Annotated in this window: 21 protein-coding genes and 1 pseudogene; 21 read left to right on the top strand and 1 reads right to left on the bottom strand. The window is 27.7% G+C overall.

Annotation, left to right across the window (positions count from 1 at the left end; genetic code table 11):
• Positions 1-425 precede the first annotated feature (425 nt).
• From HMPREF2852_RS04910 to HMPREF2852_RS04835, 17 genes and pseudogenes are all read left to right on the top strand, one after another.
• Positions 426-1,169, top strand: a complete 744-nt coding sequence (locus tag HMPREF2852_RS04910) for an ABC transporter ATP-binding protein (protein ID WP_070606321.1) — start codon at positions 426-428, stop codon at positions 1,167-1,169.
• The gene (locus HMPREF2852_RS04905; RefSeq protein ID WP_070606319.1) at positions 1,150-1,875 is read left to right on the top strand and encodes a hypothetical protein; all 726 of its coding nucleotides are present in this window, start codon (positions 1,150-1,152) and stop codon (positions 1,873-1,875) included. Before HMPREF2852_RS04910 ends, HMPREF2852_RS04905 begins: the two co-directional genes overlap by 20 nt.
• Positions 1,876-1,883: 8 nt before the next feature.
• Positions 1,884-2,651 carry a hypothetical protein gene (locus HMPREF2852_RS04900; RefSeq protein ID WP_070606317.1) on the top strand — a complete coding sequence of 256 codons (768 nt, stop codon included), beginning with the start codon at positions 1,884-1,886 and terminating at the stop codon, positions 2,649-2,651.
• A gap of 11 nt (positions 2,652-2,662) precedes the next feature.
• Entirely contained in the window at positions 2,663-3,343 is a 681-nt protein-coding gene (locus tag HMPREF2852_RS04895) for a response regulator transcription factor (RefSeq protein WP_070606315.1), read from the top strand.
• Entirely contained in the window at positions 3,333-4,409 is a 1,077-nt protein-coding gene (locus tag HMPREF2852_RS04890) for a HAMP domain-containing sensor histidine kinase (RefSeq protein ID WP_070606312.1), read from the top strand. The genes HMPREF2852_RS04895 and HMPREF2852_RS04890 overlap by 11 nt, the downstream gene beginning before the upstream one ends.
• A gap of 111 nt (positions 4,410-4,520) precedes the next feature.
• Entirely contained in the window at positions 4,521-4,787 is a 267-nt protein-coding gene (locus HMPREF2852_RS04885) for a DUF3847 domain-containing protein (RefSeq protein ID WP_232618489.1), read from the top strand.
• Positions 4,788-4,894: 107 nt separating this feature from the next.
• Complete coding sequence (locus HMPREF2852_RS04880) at positions 4,895-5,131, top strand: helix-turn-helix transcriptional regulator (protein WP_004838503.1); 237 nt, start codon at positions 4,895-4,897, stop codon at positions 5,129-5,131.
• Positions 5,132-5,317: 186 nt separating this feature from the next.
• On the top strand, positions 5,318-5,974 hold the full coding sequence (locus HMPREF2852_RS04875) for a hypothetical protein (protein WP_004838504.1): 657 nt from the start codon (positions 5,318-5,320) through the stop codon (positions 5,972-5,974).
• An 8-nt stretch (positions 5,975-5,982) separates the two neighbouring features.
• Entirely contained in the window at positions 5,983-6,216 is a 234-nt protein-coding gene (locus HMPREF2852_RS04870; RefSeq protein WP_004838505.1) for a hypothetical protein, read from the top strand.
• Between the two features lie 382 nt (positions 6,217-6,598).
• Positions 6,599-7,126, top strand: coding sequence for an RNA polymerase sigma factor (locus HMPREF2852_RS04865; protein WP_070606310.1), 528 nt, complete (start codon positions 6,599-6,601; stop codon positions 7,124-7,126).
• The gene (locus HMPREF2852_RS04860) at positions 7,123-7,911 is read left to right on the top strand and encodes a hypothetical protein (RefSeq protein ID WP_070606308.1); all 789 of its coding nucleotides are present in this window, start codon (positions 7,123-7,125) and stop codon (positions 7,909-7,911) included. The genes HMPREF2852_RS04865 and HMPREF2852_RS04860 overlap by 4 nt, the downstream gene beginning before the upstream one ends.
• Positions 7,892-8,786, top strand: a pseudogene (locus HMPREF2852_RS10225) (ABC transporter ATP-binding protein). Before HMPREF2852_RS04860 ends, HMPREF2852_RS10225 begins: the two are co-directional and overlap by 20 nt.
• A 25-nt stretch (positions 8,787-8,811) precedes the next feature.
• Complete coding sequence (locus tag HMPREF2852_RS04850) at positions 8,812-9,966, top strand: ABC transporter (protein ID WP_261668093.1); 1,155 nt, start codon at positions 8,812-8,814, stop codon at positions 9,964-9,966.
• A gap of 167 nt (positions 9,967-10,133) precedes the next feature.
• Positions 10,134-10,652, top strand: a complete 519-nt coding sequence (locus HMPREF2852_RS04845; RefSeq protein ID WP_070606304.1) for a ClbS/DfsB family four-helix bundle protein — start codon at positions 10,134-10,136, stop codon at positions 10,650-10,652.
• Positions 10,653-10,727: 75 nt separating this feature from the next.
• On the top strand, positions 10,728-10,844 hold the full coding sequence (locus HMPREF2852_RS10270; RefSeq protein ID WP_261668091.1) for an HAD hydrolase-like protein: 117 nt from the start codon (positions 10,728-10,730) through the stop codon (positions 10,842-10,844).
• Positions 10,819-11,355, top strand: a complete 537-nt coding sequence (locus HMPREF2852_RS10265) for an HAD-IA family hydrolase (protein ID WP_261668090.1) — start codon at positions 10,819-10,821, stop codon at positions 11,353-11,355. Before HMPREF2852_RS10270 ends, HMPREF2852_RS10265 begins: the two co-directional genes overlap by 26 nt.
• A 54-nt stretch (positions 11,356-11,409) precedes the next feature.
• Positions 11,410-12,018, top strand: a complete 609-nt coding sequence (locus HMPREF2852_RS04835; RefSeq protein ID WP_070606301.1) for a DNA-3-methyladenine glycosylase — start codon at positions 11,410-11,412, stop codon at positions 12,016-12,018.
• A gap of 63 nt (positions 12,019-12,081) precedes the next feature.
• Here the strand turns inward: HMPREF2852_RS04835 and HMPREF2852_RS04830 are convergent, their stop codons facing one another.
• Complete coding sequence (locus HMPREF2852_RS04830; protein WP_070606300.1) at positions 12,082-12,999, bottom strand: diacylglycerol/lipid kinase family protein; 918 nt, start codon at positions 12,997-12,999, stop codon at positions 12,082-12,084.
• Between the two features lie 88 nt (positions 13,000-13,087).
• Between HMPREF2852_RS04830 and HMPREF2852_RS04825 the strand changes: the two genes are divergently transcribed.
• From HMPREF2852_RS04825 to HMPREF2852_RS04810, 4 genes are all read left to right on the top strand, one after another.
• On the top strand, positions 13,088-13,444 hold the full coding sequence (locus HMPREF2852_RS04825; RefSeq protein WP_070606298.1) for a PaaI family thioesterase: 357 nt from the start codon (positions 13,088-13,090) through the stop codon (positions 13,442-13,444).
• Between the two features lie 121 nt (positions 13,445-13,565).
• Positions 13,566-14,888, top strand: a complete 1,323-nt coding sequence (locus tag HMPREF2852_RS04820) for a sodium-dependent transporter (protein WP_070606296.1) — start codon at positions 13,566-13,568, stop codon at positions 14,886-14,888.
• A gap of 17 nt (positions 14,889-14,905) precedes the next feature.
• The gene (locus HMPREF2852_RS04815; RefSeq protein WP_083306966.1) at positions 14,906-16,222 is read left to right on the top strand and encodes a sodium-dependent transporter; all 1,317 of its coding nucleotides are present in this window, start codon (positions 14,906-14,908) and stop codon (positions 16,220-16,222) included.
• A gap of 61 nt (positions 16,223-16,283) precedes the next feature.
• The gene (locus tag HMPREF2852_RS04810) at positions 16,284-17,558 is read left to right on the top strand and encodes a CapA family protein (RefSeq protein WP_070606291.1); all 1,275 of its coding nucleotides are present in this window, start codon (positions 16,284-16,286) and stop codon (positions 17,556-17,558) included.
• Positions 17,559-17,597 lie beyond the last annotated feature (39 nt).

Raw genomic sequence — 17,597 nt, 5'->3', positions numbered from 1 at the left:
ATATTCCAGCAGGATCAAAATTATATTAAAAGAACACGCTAATTATGAAACTGGGGTTTGTAATGAATCCCAGTTTAATTTTTATAATTGGATTAATAGAATTATTAAGCTATACAATAGAATCAGTTTAAAGAAAAATAAATATTAGATAATCACTGGCGATAGAAATTAAAAACTCTATCGTCTTTTTTTATACTCAAAATTAGGAGGTTAAAATGGTAAGGGTAAGAAGTCTCACTTAAACAATTTAATATATAAGAAATTTAGCGATTGAATTATAAGTTTAGTCGCTTTTTTAATATGAAATTTAAAGACCGATTAAATAATATTACTGGTTGTTTTTTTCTAAATCAGTTAAAAATTATGTTGTTTTTATAGTTTTGTTATATTTACCTCTTATAATAGAATCATCAAAGGAGGAAATTATGTCCGAAAAAGTACTTGAAATAAAAAAATTATGTAAATCTTATGGTAAAAGAAAGATTATAAATGATTTGAATATGACTGTGTTTAAAGGAGATGTTTATGGTTTTCTTGGAGCAAATGGAGAGGGGAAAACAACTACTATTAGAATGATTACATCATTAATTAGGTCTGATTCTGGAGAAATTTTAATAAATGAAAAGTCTGTAATAAAAAATATAGATCAAGCAATTAAAAATATAGGTGCTATGGTAGAAGCTCCTAAGTTTTATGAAAACCTATCTGGATATGAAAATTTAAAATTGATGGCAAAACTAATTGATGGCACTAGTGATAAAGATATTGATAAATTACTTGAATTAGTAGGTCTAAAAGATAGGAGCAAAGATAAGTTTGCCTCATACTCCATGGGTATGAAACAAAGACTTGGCATTGCTAATGCCTTATTAGGAAATCCAGATTTAATAATTTTAGATGAGCCTAATAATGGACTAGATCCGTATGGTATGAGGGATATAAACGAACTTATAGTATCTTTGGCAAAAACTTCTAATAAAACTTTTATAATCTCATCCCATCTTCTCCATGAAATGGAAGGTATTTGCAATAGAGTCGGAATTTTACATGACGGAAAATTATGTATAGAAGGTGATGTAAAAAAATTAGTTTCAGGAAATAATGTATCTAATCTTGAAGAACTGTTCTTTGATAAAGTAGGTGGGAAAAATGAAAGCATTAATTATTAATGAATTAAAGAAAATCATAAAATCAAAGATAGGATATGTATTTTTATTGTCAGCTGGACTTTTGATTTGGATGAATATTACCATGTATGATCCAAAAGAAGGCGTGTGGAATATTGATAGTTTTTATACTTTTCCTGCTAGCCTTTTAGATATTTATATGCAAATATTAATATTTTTCATACCAATTTTAGCAAATGCCTTAGTAACAAAGGACCTAGTAGCAGGTACAATGAAATTGAGCATATTGAAAGAACCGTCAAGAATTAAAAATTTAATCAGCAAACAAATTGCCTTTACAATATTTTGTATAATGGCAACTACAATTTTTGTTCTCTTGTGCTATTTATTTGGAATCCTATATTTTAAAAACATGAGTGATTTATCTTTAATAAGACCAGGATTTACAAAAGCTAGTGAGTTAATCTATACATTCTTAACTTATGGGAAGATTCTTTTACCAACAATTACCTACGGCTTATTAAGTATGTCAATAGGATTATTTATTGAAAATGTAAGCCTAGCAAATATTATTTCTATTGTTGGTCTTATATTTTTCTTTAATACAAGCATGGGAGAAAAATTTACAACGATAAAAAATGTGTCAGCTAATGAATTTAATATTCTAATATTAGCAAGCGGGATATTATTAGCTTTATCTTTAATAATAAGCAATATTTATTTAGAAAAGAAAGATATTTTATATTAGGGTGAGATATGAAAAAATTTATAGATTTTGAGTTATACAAACAAAGGAAAAATAAGTTTTATTATTTATTTTTTCTAATAATTTTAATTTCTCATATAGTAAAAGCGAATCAATTTATTCATACGGATATGAATTGGATGTCATTACCCTTAGTTTCAGTTCCGGATACAGTTTTGTTTTTAGTCTTATTTGTGATTTATATATCATCAGATTTAACAGCTATAGAGTTTGAAAAAGGTCTTATCAAATTATCAATAATGATAAATGGAGATCGAAAAAATTTAATAAAAGCAAAAATATTAACTATAATCATGTGGCTAATAGCCTTAGTGATTTTTGATATAATTTCATCTTTTTTGGTTGGAAAAATAATGCTTAATGAAGGAACAGTTTTGATTTCCGATGGGCAAGCTATTTTGCTTGGGGGAGTAAAGTTAGAGAGAATAAGAGGCTTTGTTAGTGTATTTTTTAGTGAAATTTCTATTATCTTGCCACTAATATGTTTAGCTATGTTTATTGTATATGCTGGTCTTGTTTTAAAAAATGCTTCAAGTGTTATGGGAATGGGATTTTTATATTATATTCTAAGCTTAATAGGTCCTGAAAAATTAAAATATTTATTTTTAGTAAGACATGTTTATAAAATACCATCTCTTTTAATAAAAGGGGAATTTGGTATTGAACTTAGCTTGTATATTGCAATATCTTTAATAGGTATATTAATCTTATATTTTGTCAATATTTCCTATTTTAAAAGGGTAGAAATATTAAAATAGGAGAGGATAGGATGAGTAGAATTTTAATCGTAGAAGATGAACTTGACTTGGCAAATATAATAAAAGATTATCTAGAAAAAGAGCTATATGAGGTAGAAATTTGTTCTCAAGGAGATGAGGCAATAGAAATTTTTGATAAATTTAAGCCGTCCTTGGTAATATTAGATTTAATGCTTCCAGGTATGAATGGTTATGAAATCTGCCAAAATATAAGAATAAAATCTACAATACCGATTTTGATTTTGTCAGCAAAAATTGATGAATTTGATAAGGTAAAGGGACTTGATCTTGGAGCTGATGATTATATTACCAAACCCTTTAGGCCAAGAGAATTACTTGCAAGAGTTAATGCTCAACTTAGAAGAAGCCAAGTTTTTAATAAGGAAAATCTTGAAATAATAGAAATAGAAAATATCAGAATATATACTAAGGAATATAAGGTAGAAAAAGATGGTAGAGATCTTGATTTAAGTAGAAATGAATTTGAACTTTTGATGTTTTTATCTAAAAATCCAAGACAAGTTTTTAGTCGAGAACAACTATATGATAGAATCTGGGGCTTCGATAGTTATGGAGATTTGAATACTGTTACCGTTACTATAAACAGACTCCGTCAAAAAATCGAAGATAATCCAAAGAATCCAAAATATATTTTAACAGTTTGGGGAGTAGGTTATAAATTTGAAATCTAAATCACTTAAAAAAAACTTAATAGTATTTGTCATATCAATCATTCTAATACCAATTTTATTTTTGTTGGTTTTAGGAATACCAGAAAAAGAACCTAAAAGTCTTTTGTTATCTTTAACATCAATTTCTATTTTTATCGCTATAGTAATTGTCATTATATCGACTATATTTTTAGCTTACGTCGATAAGATTATTATAAGGCCTATATATAATTTGCTAGATAATTTTAAAAAGTTATCTAAAGGGGAATATGATTTATATATAGAAAATGATAGGGTGGATGAAATAGGAGAATTATTAGATAATTTTAATAAATTGGTAGCGTCTTTAAAAGCATATAGGGAAAGAGAAAATAAAGCAAAGGAAGAAAGAGAAGAGCTGATATCATCTATAAGCCATGACTTATCAACTCCCTTATCTGTAATACAAGCCCATATAGATGGAATAAGTGACGGCGTTGCTGATAGCCAAGAAAAAAAAGATGAATATATAAGGATAATAAACAAAAAGATTAAACAATTGAATAATAGAATCAAACAACTAAAAGATTATTCATCATTTGGTATATATGACAAAGAAATAAATAATATCAGAGCTAGAGAATCTTTAGATAGAATTGTAGATGAACTAAATAGATCATTTACAATTGAAATAGAAAATTTATTTTACAAAAATTATATAAAAGAAAATACAGTTATAGGTTTATCTGATAGGATGCTTGAAATTATATTAGAAAATCTGTTTTCAAATTCTATAAAATATAGAGGAGAAAATCCATTGGAAATTGATATAATTGCAAAAGAAAACCCAGATACAGTTATAGTAGAATTTAAAGACAATGGAAAGGGCATAGAGAAATCTGAATTAGATAAAATATTTAATCCATTGTACACAGTGGATAAAGCTAGGTCAACTGATAAAGAATCAATGGGATTAGGCTTATCAATAGTAAAAAAAATACTTAATAATGTGGGAGGAGACATAGGAGTAACAAGTGAGTTTGGACAATATACAGTATTTTTTATAGAGATACCTATAGCTTGCAAAATTGAAATGGGTGTAGAATAAATAGGATAAATAACCTAGGCGATAGAAAATAAAAACTCTATCGTCTTTTTTATTGCAAGAAGGGAGATTAGTATGAAAAAATTATATCAAATAAGACAAGAGTAAAAAGAAATAAAAGAAAAAATAGACGATACAGAAGAAAGATTAAGGCAACTAAAAAATCAAGAACAAAAGATATTAAAACAAGACATAGTGAAAAGAAGAAAAGAAAGAACTCATAGGCTCATAATAAGAGGAGCAATCTTAGAAAGCTTTATAGAAAATGCAGAAGAACTAACAGATGAAGAAATAAAAATCCTACTAGAAGAAGCAACAAAGACAAAAGAATTCAAAGAAACACTTAGAGCAATAAGGCAAAATGGAAAAGTATTAACATAGATATTATGTAACAATATACGAGGAAAAGGTAATTAAAAAATATGATGAATTATTGACACCTGGATGAGATTGTGTAAAACTATAGTTAACCAAAGAAAGGTGAAATAATGAATAATAGAATCGAGAAATACCGTAAACCTCTAGGTTTATCACAACATAGACTTGGTAAAAAAGTGGGAATATCAAGGACAAGTATAAATAAAATAGAAACAGGAAAAACGATTCCGAGCCTAAAAACTGCTAACGATATAGCAAATGCTTTGGACGTTTGTATATACCAAATATTTGATTTAGATGGTACAGGACATTATAAATGTTTAGATTCAAATTGTAGTAATAATTAGCAAAATGCATTACTAATTTATGTTATTTCTTAAAATAAAGGTAGGTTTAATTGTGATAAATTATATGAATCCTCAGAGGTACAAGAACGGAGATTTATTTATATTATAGTTTGAGAATAAGAATTGACACAGTATTATAGTTTGTATTTGAAAAACAAATAATTGATAATAAGGAGGTTAGAGATTATGATAAAAAACTTTAAAAAGCGAATGAGTGTATTAATATTGACAGTTTTAGTAATGTCTACAAGTCTAATTTCACCAATATACGCAAGTGAAAATTATGGTATAGAGAAAATAGAGGGACAAGATTACTCAATAAGCGAAGATGGCAACGATGCTGTTACAATAAATTCAAAAGATGGAATTGAGCGTGTTAGTGTTAAAGAAGATGATAACACAAGAAAGGTTACCATTTATAATAATACTACTGGTGAAGAAGAATACTTAATCTTAAATAAAAAGGATGGTTCAATTTATTCATCCATTACGAATAAAACATTAAGTAGCGATGAACAGAATCCTATTATATCACCTCGCTCAGATACTTCATATAGTACTGTATATATATCATGGGCAGAGTTTAAAACTACTATCGGTACAACTGCAACAGTGGGTGGTGTAGTAGGTTTAATTTTGACAAGAGTTCCTGGTGGGCAAGTTGTAGGAAGTGTAATTGGAACAATCAGCACTATAGTTGGTGGAGGAACATTACTTATTCCTAATGATTCTAGCCATGGTTTGAAATTTACAATAAAAAAAGTTAAGCATTATCGTAGTAGGCTTGGGAAAAGACATGTATGGTATATATCTAAATCAATCGTTTCAGTTAGTCGTTATTAGGTGTATATATGAATAAAATATTAGGAATAGTATTTTTACTTGCTACTATCCTGATTGGGATGGTAACTAATGAGAAGATTAAGTTAGATAACATCTGGGTTATTTTGATATTTATTGTACAAATTACAAGTTGGATTGGATATATTAATTTATTAGATATAGAAAAACGCTATAAATTATGGTTGAGTGTTTTATCTATGTGTGCTGTTTTTATTATAGGATTTTTTTATATCTTAAAATAGCAAAATTAAATATAGTACAGAATTATTTAAGAAATGTTTAAAAAATAAATACAGAAATCTATTTCTGTGTGAATAATATTAAAGGCTATTTATCTGAGAAATATTTAGTCTTTTTTATTTTTTATTTGTGTCGCATTTAATTTTACAACTTATCATATTGAAAAAAAGAGAATTACAGACTGATATAAATTATAGGACGGTGAGAGTATATCTTCATCGTCTTTTTTTTTGAAAAATTTCAAACACTTGCAAAATAAAATTTTGCTTGTAGATGGAATTTAAAGGATAATTTATTTAAATTAAATTTTTAAACTATCTTTTTGTAGTTTTTGATCGTTAAACATTACAAAGGGCAAGATTTATTTGAGGAGAATTGTTAGGCATGAGCGTAGATTTTTTATTGATATATAGGGCAAAAAATGGCGATAGCCATGCTTTTGAAATTATAATACGAAAATATTATGGAAATATATTTAACTATTGCAAATATCATGCTTTGGATATAAATACGGCTGAGGACATAACGCAGGATGTATTTCTAACTTTTCTAAAAACAATTAATCATTATAAACATAAAGGCAAACTTTTAAATTATTTATATACAATTGCTCGTAATAAATGTATTGATGAAAAAAAGAAGACAAGCAATAAAGCTCTTTATATTGAAGATTTTTCTGAAAAGATGTTTTTGGAGTGTACAGAATCTGATAGGAAAATAGAATATTTAGATGTTAGAGAGGCTGTTAAAAAATTGCCATCAGATATTAAGGATGTAATAATTCTATATTATTTTTTTGATAGAAAACAAAAAGAAGTTGCAAAGATTTGTGGCATTTCATTAGAATTAACAAAATATAGGCTTAGGAAAGGCAAGGATATGATAAGAAAGTATGTAGAAGGTGAAATATGAAAAAAATAGACAAGTATGATAAAAAAATGGGAAAAATACTAAGAAATATAGGAAAATTTGATGAAAAAAAGCCTTCCAATGAAGCAATTGACAAATTAGTTTTTAAAGCCAAAGAATTTATTAATAGTGAGGAAAATGAAAATAGAATTGGCTTTATTGAATTTATTGCCTTGCAGATTAAAATTATGAAAAAAGAGTGGTTATTTGCACAAATGCTTTTGCTTTTTTTTGCAGGATATTGGCTTTCTATTTCAAAAGAAATAGTTTATATGCAAAGGGGATTGAGCGTTTTGGCGGCACTTTTTGTAATATTTATAATTCCAGAACTTTGGAAAAACATTGAAAATAAATCGATGGAAATTGAAAAAAGCTCACTTTTTGATTTGAGAAGAGTATATGCCGCTAAATTAATAGCCTTTGGACTTATTGATACAGGAATTTTAACTGTGTTTTGTGTTTATGCGGTAGAAATCCAAAAAATATTGGTCGTAGATCTTTTGGGGCAGTTTGTATTTCCGATTATGATTTCATCAATCATTTGTATGATGGCTTTTTCTAGAAAAAGATATTTAAATCAATTTGTGACAATGATTATTTGTTTGGCTGCCAATATGGGATGGATGTTAATAATTTTGAATGATAATCTCTATTTAAAAATAACACCAATAGTATGGATTTTAATCATTATTATGTGTGCCTTATTATTATTTTATTTTATTCAAAAAGTTTTACTTGATCATAGTGAATATTTGGAGGGAAAGTTTAATGAGCTTAGTATTGAATAATGTTAGAAAAAAATTTGGAAGTATGGTGGCAGTCGATAGTATTTCAATTGAAATGGAAAATGGCTTATATGGACTTCTTGGTACAAATGGAGCGGGAAAAACTACCCTTATGAGAATCTTATGTACAGTTTTAAAACCTAGTGATGGAAAAATATATTATAATGGCGAGGATATATTTGAAATGGATGGTAGGTATAGAAATATTATTGGCTACCTTCCGCAAGAATTTGGTTTTTATCCAAACCTTAGTGTCAAAGATTATCTTTCTTATATAGCTTCTTTAAAAGGATTAAATAAAAGATTGACTAAAGTGCGTATTGAAAAATTATTAGAAATTACGGGAATGCAGATTCATTCGTCAAAAAAAAATGAAAAAATTATCGGGTGGAATGAAAAGGAGAGTTGGAATTGTACAAGCCTTATTAAATGATCCAAAAATACTTATACTTGATGAGCCAACTGCTGGACTTGATCCAATGGAAAGGATTAAATTTAGAAATTTAATAGGAGAGCTTTCCAAGGATAAGATTGTTCTTTTATCTACCCATATAGTTTCTGATATTGAAGCTATTGCAAAACATATATTTGTCATGAAAGATGGAAAAATTATAAAACAAGGAAGTGCTTTCGAATTATGTTCAAATATTTCTTATAAAGCATGGACTTATCGTTGTAAATCCGATCAAGCAAATAAAGTAATAAGCAAATTTAAGGATTCGATTAGTTTTGTAAAAGAGAGTGGAGAATATGTTGAAATGAGAATTTTATCAGAAGATAAACCCGACAACAATGCAAAATGCGTTGAAATCACTCTAGAAGATGTATTTTTCTATTATTTTAGAACAGAAAGTGGAGATAAATATGATAAGGCATGAGATAAAATTATTACTTAGCAATCGTATGAATAAAATTTTATTGATATTTTTGTTTGCTATAGCAGTTTCTTTTAGCATATTTGCAGCATGGAGCATAAGTTTTGTGGATAATAATGGCAATACCCATAATGGAATATTTGCACCAAGAAAGCTAAGCGAGAAAAAATCTAAATATGCGGGTGAATTAAATTCTGATGTCTTTGAAGATGTAATAAAAAAAGATAAAAAAATTAAGGCTATTTATAAAAATCAAATTCCAGAAAAAATATATGCTACAAATACGCAAGAGTATATGGATATAAAAGATTTTATGGTAAGCACTTCGTCCTATGGAAGTGAAATGGATTATGAAAAATTTGATTTTTTAGAAGTCAGCAAAGCAAAAAATATTTACCATATCAGGAAAGAAAATATAAAAAAATTGGTAAAAGAATATGGAGTTACTGAGAAAAAAATGAAATATTTGAAAGAAAAATTTTCAAAAAATAAAACTCCTTTTTATTACGAACCTGCCGATTCGTGGATAACTATGGGTTTATATGCAACAACCTACTCATTAATATTGATTATTGGCATATCATTTCTTGTATTAGAAATATTTACTGAAGATTTTAAATTGAAAGCTGATTCGATTTTTTTTAGCACAAAATTAGGAAAAAATAAGGGAGTTAAGATAAAAATAGGAACAGGCTTATTGATGACAACAATTATATATTGGGCATTAATGCTAAGTCTTTGTGCAATATCTTTTACGATAATGGGTGTAAGCGGAGCAAAATCGCCCATTCAATTAGAATACAGTTATTGTATTTATAATTACACTTTTTTTGAAAGATATTTGCTAATAATTATTGGAGGATATATTGGAAGCATTTTTGCAAGCGTATTAACAATGCTAATATCAGCCAAAACACATTCGTCACTTCTAAGCCTGTGTATTCCAATAATATTATTCGTAGTATCGCCATTTATTGGAAGAGTCTTGCCATTTGAAAATTTATTTAGAATAACACCAGATCAGTTAGTAAATATATATAATTGCATAAAACTACCAATATTATATGAAATTTTTGGTCATGTATTTATGCAAATACCAATGATAATTATATTATATTTGCTTATTTCAATAATATTGATTCCATTTATATATTTTACATTTAGAAAATATGGGCAAAAGTAGATTAAAAAATTTATTAATATAATTTTTAAAAGGTTGATAATAATCAGCCTTTTTTTGTTAGGAAAATTTAAATACTTATAATTTTTTCTTGTAAAAAGCTATTAATAAGTATCTATGATATAATTAATTCTATAGAAACTTAGAGATTTAAAAATTTGGAGAAATTTATGAGAACTTACAGCAATAAAAAAGAGCTTAAAGCTGAAATTGAGAAAAAATTTGAAAAATATATTTCGGAATTTGATGATATTCCAGAAGAATTGAAAGATAAGAGAGTTGATGAAGTTGATAGAACTCCAGCTGAAAACCTTGCTTATCAAGTTGGTTGGACAAATTTAGTTTTAAAATGGGAAGATGATGAAAAGAAAGGTCTTGAAGTTAAGACGCCATCTGAAGATTTTAAGTGGAATCAACTTGGGGAATTGTATCAATATTTTACGGATACTTATGCTCATTTATCACTAAAAGAATTAAAGGAAAAATTAAGAGAAAATATTGAATTAATGTATGAAATGATTGACTTATTAAGTGATGATGAATTATTTAAACCACACATGAGAAAATGGGCTGATGATGCAACAAAAACGGCTGTTTGGGAAGTGTATAAATTTATTCACATCAATACTGTTGCACCTTTTGGAACTTTTAGGACAAAAATTAGGAAATGGAAAAAAATAGCTCTATAATATTTTTTATTAAAATAATAGAAAATAAAACCTATTTTGAAAATGTTTGGAAAAATATACCAGAAAGGATAATTTATGATTAAAAATATTATATTCGATCTTGATGGAACAATTTCAAAATCTGCTAGCGGGATTTTGAATGCTTTTGAATATGCTTTGAAAAAAAATGGGCAAGTCTTATCAAAGAGATAAGCTCTATGAATATATTGGTCCACCTTTGAGAGATTCTTTTGTAAAAGAATTGGGAGAAGACTTAGCTGATGATGGAGTTTATTATTACAGAAAGTATTATTTTAAAAATGGTCTGTTTGAAACTTCTCTTTATGAGGGAGTTAAAGAATTAATAGAAGATTTATATGATAAAGGCTTTAATATTTATCTTGCAACAAGCAAGGGCGAAGAATCTTCTAAGAAAATTTTGGAATATTTTGGAATTTTGCAATATTTTTCTTATATTTCTGGTTCTTCTGATGATAAAAATACAAAGAAAAAGGTAATTGAACATCTACTTTTTGAAAATAATTTAAAAGCTAATGAATCTATTATGATAGGCGATAGGTCTTATGACATAGATGCGAGCAATGAATTAGCCATAAAATCAATTGCTGTAGCTTATGGTTATGGAAAAAAAGAAGAATTTGAAAATGCAGATTTCATTGTAAATAAACCAAGTGATATAAAAAAAATAATAATGGAAAGATAGACTAAACCCTTAAATCAAAAAGATTTAGGGGCTATTTTTATAAAGGAGAAAACAATGCTTGATAGAAAATATTTTAGAAAAAATACACTAGATCTTGCCAATGATTTGCTTGGAAATATTTTAGTTAGAAAAATTGATGGACAAATTATAAGAGCTAAAATCGTGGAAACAGAAGCATATCTTGGAGTAAATGATAGGGCGTGCCACACTTTTTTAGGCAAAAAAACTGACAGAAATAAAATTATGTATATGGATGCAGGCACTTTGTACGTTTATCAAACTTATGGAATTCATTTTCTTTTAAATATTTCGAGTGTTAAAGAAGGAGTACCAGAGGCAGTTTTATTGAGAGCAATTGAGCCTTTGGAGAATTTTGATTTGATTTCAAAAAATAGATTCGGAAAAAATTATAAAGACCTATCGATTTATCAAAGAAAAAATTTAAGCAATGGCCCAGCAAAACTTACAAAAGCCTTAAAAATTGATAAAAATTTTAATGGTAAAGATATTTTTTCCAAAGATTTTTATATGGAAGAAGGAAAAAAAGATTTTGAAATAGTAAAAGCAAAAAGAATTGGAATTGATTATGCAAAGGAAGCTAGAGATTTTTTGTATAGATTTTATATAAAAGATAATCCTTATGTGTCAAAATTAGAAAGTTAAATATAAAAAAGGGATTGTTGTAGAATATGATTATTCATAATTTTACAACAATCCCTTTTAAAATTACATATCAAAATAAGTCCAAGACAAACAATTTTCTATAATTTCAAAATTTATTATTTTATTTTCAAAAATTTCTCCGTCTATATTTGCTAAAATTTTTTCATTTGATTTTATTTGTCCTTTTTTTACCTTTATTTCATCCAAATATTTTGAATTTTCTAAAAGTCCATGTTTGTATCTTATTATCAAAGATGGCAACAAGAGACTTGGAAGTTTTTTCGCATAAACTAAATTTAAAATTCCATCATCAATTTTTGCACTTGGGGCAGGATTAAATCCTGAGCCGTAATAGCCACCGTTGCAAATAGCGCTAAGCAAAAATTCATCTTCAAGCTTTATTTCCTTGTAATTTTTGTCATATAAAGTTAATGATAGATTTTGATATGACAAATATTTTAATGCCTTAATGACTCCAAAAAAATATGCTTTTTTCCCTAAAGATGGATTTTTATCTAAATATTCATAGGCTTTTTCTAAAACAACCGTATCAAAACCTAGGGATAAGACGTTTATTCCGACTTTGTCATTTACTTTAATTAAATCAATCTTTTTTTCTTTTAAATTTAATAGACTTTCTACTTTGAAATTTTTGTATGAAAAATTTTTGGAAAAGTCGTTGCCAGTTCCCATAGGAATTAAACCAAGACTTGTATTTTCCAAATCATTTTCATAAATCACATTGCAAATTTCATTTAATGAGCCGTCGCCTCCTCCAACTATTATTGTTTTTTTGTAATTTTTATATTTTTCAATAAAGGCTTTGGCTGCATCAGTTGCGTGGTCTTCATAAGAAGTCCTAATTATTTGAATATTTTCTTCAAAATCTTTTTTATTATAAATTTTTTCTATATCTTTTTCATTAATATCGAACTCGGTTTTTCCTGCCATGGACGATAATATAAATAGCATTTTTCTCATAATTTATCCTTCATTTAATAATTATATCACTATTAAAGGATTTATCGAGAAAATGTTATAATTGATTTGTAAATAGAAAGGATATTTTATGAATTTTGTTGATTATTTGAAAATGGAATATGTGAAAGATGATGATGGAGAAATAATTACAAGAGTTCCTATTGAAGAGTATTGTTTGAATATAAATAAAATTGTTCATGGTGGTTTGACTATGACTTTGATTGATACGGCTTGTGGCAAAAAAGCGTCGGAATATTTTGATGGAGAATTTGTAACAAGTGATGGCTATGTAAATTTTCTAAGACCCGCAAGCAAGACTTCTTATCTTTTTGCAAAATGTAAGGCGAAAAAAATTGGTAGGAAATTAGCTAATATTGATTGCGATGTTTTTGATGATGAGAAAAATTTAATTGCTATTGGTAGATTTTCTTTTATGAAATTATGATTTGTTTTTATATTTAAATTATTTTTGAAATTTGTTTTACAAATAATAAATTTATGATATAATGAAACAAGTTCAATAGTACGCCGACGCCTTGGCGTGCTAAAGTAAAAAGGAGTTAAATATGAACAAAGAAAAAAAATTCTCATCGAGGTTGGGTTTTATCCTGACAGCTGTAGGTAGTGCCGTTGGTATGGCAAACGTGTGGGGCTTTCCTTATAAGTTCCAAGAAGGTGGAATATTTTTCTTATTATTTTATTTAGTTTTTGTAGCTCTTTTTGCTTATGTAGGTTTATCAAGTGAATTTGCAATAGGTAGAAGAGCTGAAACTGGAACTTTGGGCTCTTATGAATATGCCTTAAATTCAAAAAATAATAAGAAAGAGCATTCTTTTATTAGTAAAAATATCGGCTTTTTGCCTTTGTTGGGTTCTTTATTTATAGCTATTGGATATGCTGTTATAGTTTCTTATGTTTTAAAAGCTTTAGTAGATTCTTTGACTGGAGAACTTTTAGTTGTAAATAGTAAAAAATGGTTTGAATCTTTTTCAAATAAAGATTACTCTGTTGTTATTTATCATTTTATAATAATTTTGGTAACACTTTTAACTTGTTTGAAGGGTGCAAATACTATAGAAAAATCTAATAAAATTATGATGCCTGCATTTTTTATTTTATTTTTAATTATTGCAATTTTTATTTTAACTTTACCAAATGCTCTTGAAGGTTATAAATATATGTTTAGGTTAGACTTTGACAAATTATCTTTAAAAACTATAGAAAATGCAATGGGACAAGCTTTCTTTTCTCTTTCTGTAACAGGAAGTGGAATGATTGTGTGTGGCTCTTATCTAGATAAAAATGAAGACATTTTATCAGCAGCAAAATCTACTGCATTTTTTGATACCTTGGCAGCTTTGTTGTCATCTTGTGTAATTGTTCCATCTATTTTGGTTTTTGGTCTTTCACAAGCTGGTGGACCTGGACTTTTATTTGAAGTTTTGCCAACTATATTGCAAAATATAAAAGGTGGAAGAATTTTTGCTATAATTCTTTATACTGCGGTTGTATTTGCAGGGATTTCTTCTTTACAAAATATGTTTGAAGTTATAGCGGAATCTCTTATGCACAGGTATAACAAAATTAAAAGAATTACTGCTTTGACTATAATTGGTCTTGTAACATTTTTGATTGGCGTTAATATGGAAGCTATTAGCAAATGGGGTCCATGGATGGATCTTGTTTCTATTTATATAATTCCAATAGGAGCATCAATTGGAGCAATTTCTTGGTTTTATTTTTGGAAAAAAGATGAAATTTTGGAAGAAGTTAATAGTGGTGCAAAGAAAAAAGCAGGAGAAGGATGGCACAAGCTTGGAAAATATGTTTATGTTCCAATAGCAATTGTTTTATCAATTTTAGCTTTAGTATTTAAAGTTACTTTTTAAAATTTATGGAGAAGAAAATGGAAAATAATTCGAAATTTAGTAACAAATGGGGATTTATAATGGCATGCGTTGGAAGTGCAGTAGGACTTGCCAACGTATGGGCTTTTCCCTATAAAATTGGAATGAATGGGGGATTATCATTTTTGATTCCTTATTTATTCTTTGTATTTTTATTTGGTCGTGTTGGTCTTTCTGCAGAAAGTGCAGTAGGAAGAAGATATAAAGCAGGACCAATGGGAGTTTTTAGAGAAGTTTGGAAATCTAGAAATAAAGAAGGAGTAGGAAGAATAATAAGGTGGATTCCTTTAGTTGGTGTAGTTTTACTAGCTATTGGATATACAGTTGTTATTACTTATGTACTTAAAGCTCTTCTTGATTCAATTACTGGATCACTTTTAACTCAAGATCCGAATGTATGGTTTGAATCAATTTCTACAAATGATTTTGCACTTACAAAAGAACATTTTTTATTAGTTATTATTGTATTTTTGACCTTAGCTTATGGGACAAAAGGAATAGAAAAAACAAATTCATTTATGATGCCTCTATTTTTTATTTTATTTATAATTCTTGCAGTAAGAATTGCATTTTTAAATAAGGCAGTAGAAGGATACAAATTTATTTTTACTTTAGAACCAGAAAAATTATTGGATATAAAATTGTGGATAGGTGCAATGGGACAAGCATTTTTCTCCCTATCAATTGTTTCAACAGTAATGGTTGTTTATGGTTCTTATCTTCCAGATGGTGAAGATATAGTTCATTCATCAACAATCACATCAAGCCTTGATACAGTTGCAGCTATGCTTTCAACTTTCGTAATGCTACCAGCAACTTTCGCTTTTGGATTTTCCCAATCACAAGGACCAAAATTAATTTTTGTTGTTTTGCCAAAAGTTTTACAAGAAATAGCTGGAGGAAGAATTTTTGCAATTATTTTGTATATAGCAATAGTTTTTGCAGGAGTATTGTCAGTTCAATCAATGATAGAAACAGTTGCTGAAGCAATAACATCTAAATTTGAAAATTTAAAAAGAATTAATGTCCTACTTGTTCTAATGATTCTTGTATTTGTTTGTGGATTATTTTTACATCCTATAGCAAAATGGGGAGCATGGATGAATTTTGTAACAATTTATATTCTTCCAATATCTGCAATTATAGGGGCCATTTCATGGTTTTGGGTAATGAAAAAAGAAGATTTGATGGATGAAATAAATAAAAGTGCAGAAAGTAAGCACGGTGATGGTTGGTATAATTTAGGAAGATATTTATATGTTCCACTTGCTGTAATTCTTTGTATAATTGCAATAAGATACCAAATTTCATTCTAATATGACTTTATTTATAGAATAATATATAATTGTATATGATTATATAAATAAAGGAGTAGAAATGAAAAAAATTAAGAGAATATTATCGGTAATTTTTATATTTTTTCTAGCTATTAGTTTTACATCATGTAAGAAAAATGAAGATAAAACTGATTCTAATTCAAATATTGCAGAAAATATTATAATAAAAGAAAGAAAAAAATCAAACGACGATAGTTCTGATTCAAATAACAAAAAGATAGATATAAGTAAAATTGAGAAAAAAGATTCAAACACAAATGATTCAGATTCAAAAGTTGAAAAAATAAATATAAAAGCTTTTGGAGATATTATGGCTCACATGGGTCAAGTAAATTACGCAAAAAATTATGGAAAAGGAAATTATGATTTTTCTAGACAATTTGAATATATAAAAGAATTCATATCAGATTCTGATTTAGCAATTGGAAATTTTGAAACAAGTATAAATCCTGACAGACAACCTTCAGGTTTTCCACAATTTACAAGCCCAGCTGAATATTTGAAAGATATAAAAGATGCGGGTTTTGATTTACTTTCAACAGCGAACAATCACACCCTAGATTCAGAAGAAAAAGGAATCTATGATACAATGGAAGCCATGGATAAGGAAGGAATCGCTCACTGCGGAACAAGAAAAGCAGGGGAAAGTAGGATAAAATATATTCAAGTAAAAAATATGAAAATAGGATTTTTATCTTATACCTATGGAGTTAATGGTTTAGAAAGTTTAGTAGTAAATCATAAGCCAAATGAAATTATAAATTATTTGGATGAAAAAATAATAGAAGAAGACATAAAAGAAGCTAGAAAAAATTCGGATTTTATTATAGTTTATCCACACTGGGGAATAGAATACCAATCATATCCAGCCCAAGAACATATTTCTTTGGCAAGAAATATGATAAAGTGGGGAGCAGATGTAGTTATTGGAAATCATCCTCACGTTGTTCAACCAGCAGAAAGATATAAAGCTGAAAATGGAAAAGAAGGATATATAGCTTACGCTTGTGGAAATTTTGTATCAAACCAATCCTTGGAGGCTTTAGGAGATATTAGAACAGAACAATCAGTTGCCTTTGATATAAATGTAGAAAAAAATACAAAAACTGGAAAAGTAAAATTAGGAGAAGTTAATTTTTATCCGATTTGGGTTGGACATATAAATGATGAATATGGAAAACTTTCAAGAGTTTACAGAACAAAAGATTTCCTTGAAGGAGGAAAATATTTTGATAAAGTTGACGAAAATCAAAGAGCAAGAATTTTAAAAGCCGATCAAATGGTTAAAGAAACCATAAATACAAAAGTACAATAGAGACTGCTTAGCGCAGTCTCAGAGCGTCGACAAACCCAC

The organism is Anaerococcus sp. HMSC065G05 (assembly GCF_001812365.1).
Lineage (GTDB): Bacteria > Bacillota > Clostridia > Tissierellales > Peptoniphilaceae > Anaerococcus > Anaerococcus vaginalis.
The sequence above is the reverse complement of the archived record's forward strand: the minus strand, read 5'-3'. Positions and strand labels throughout refer to the sequence as shown.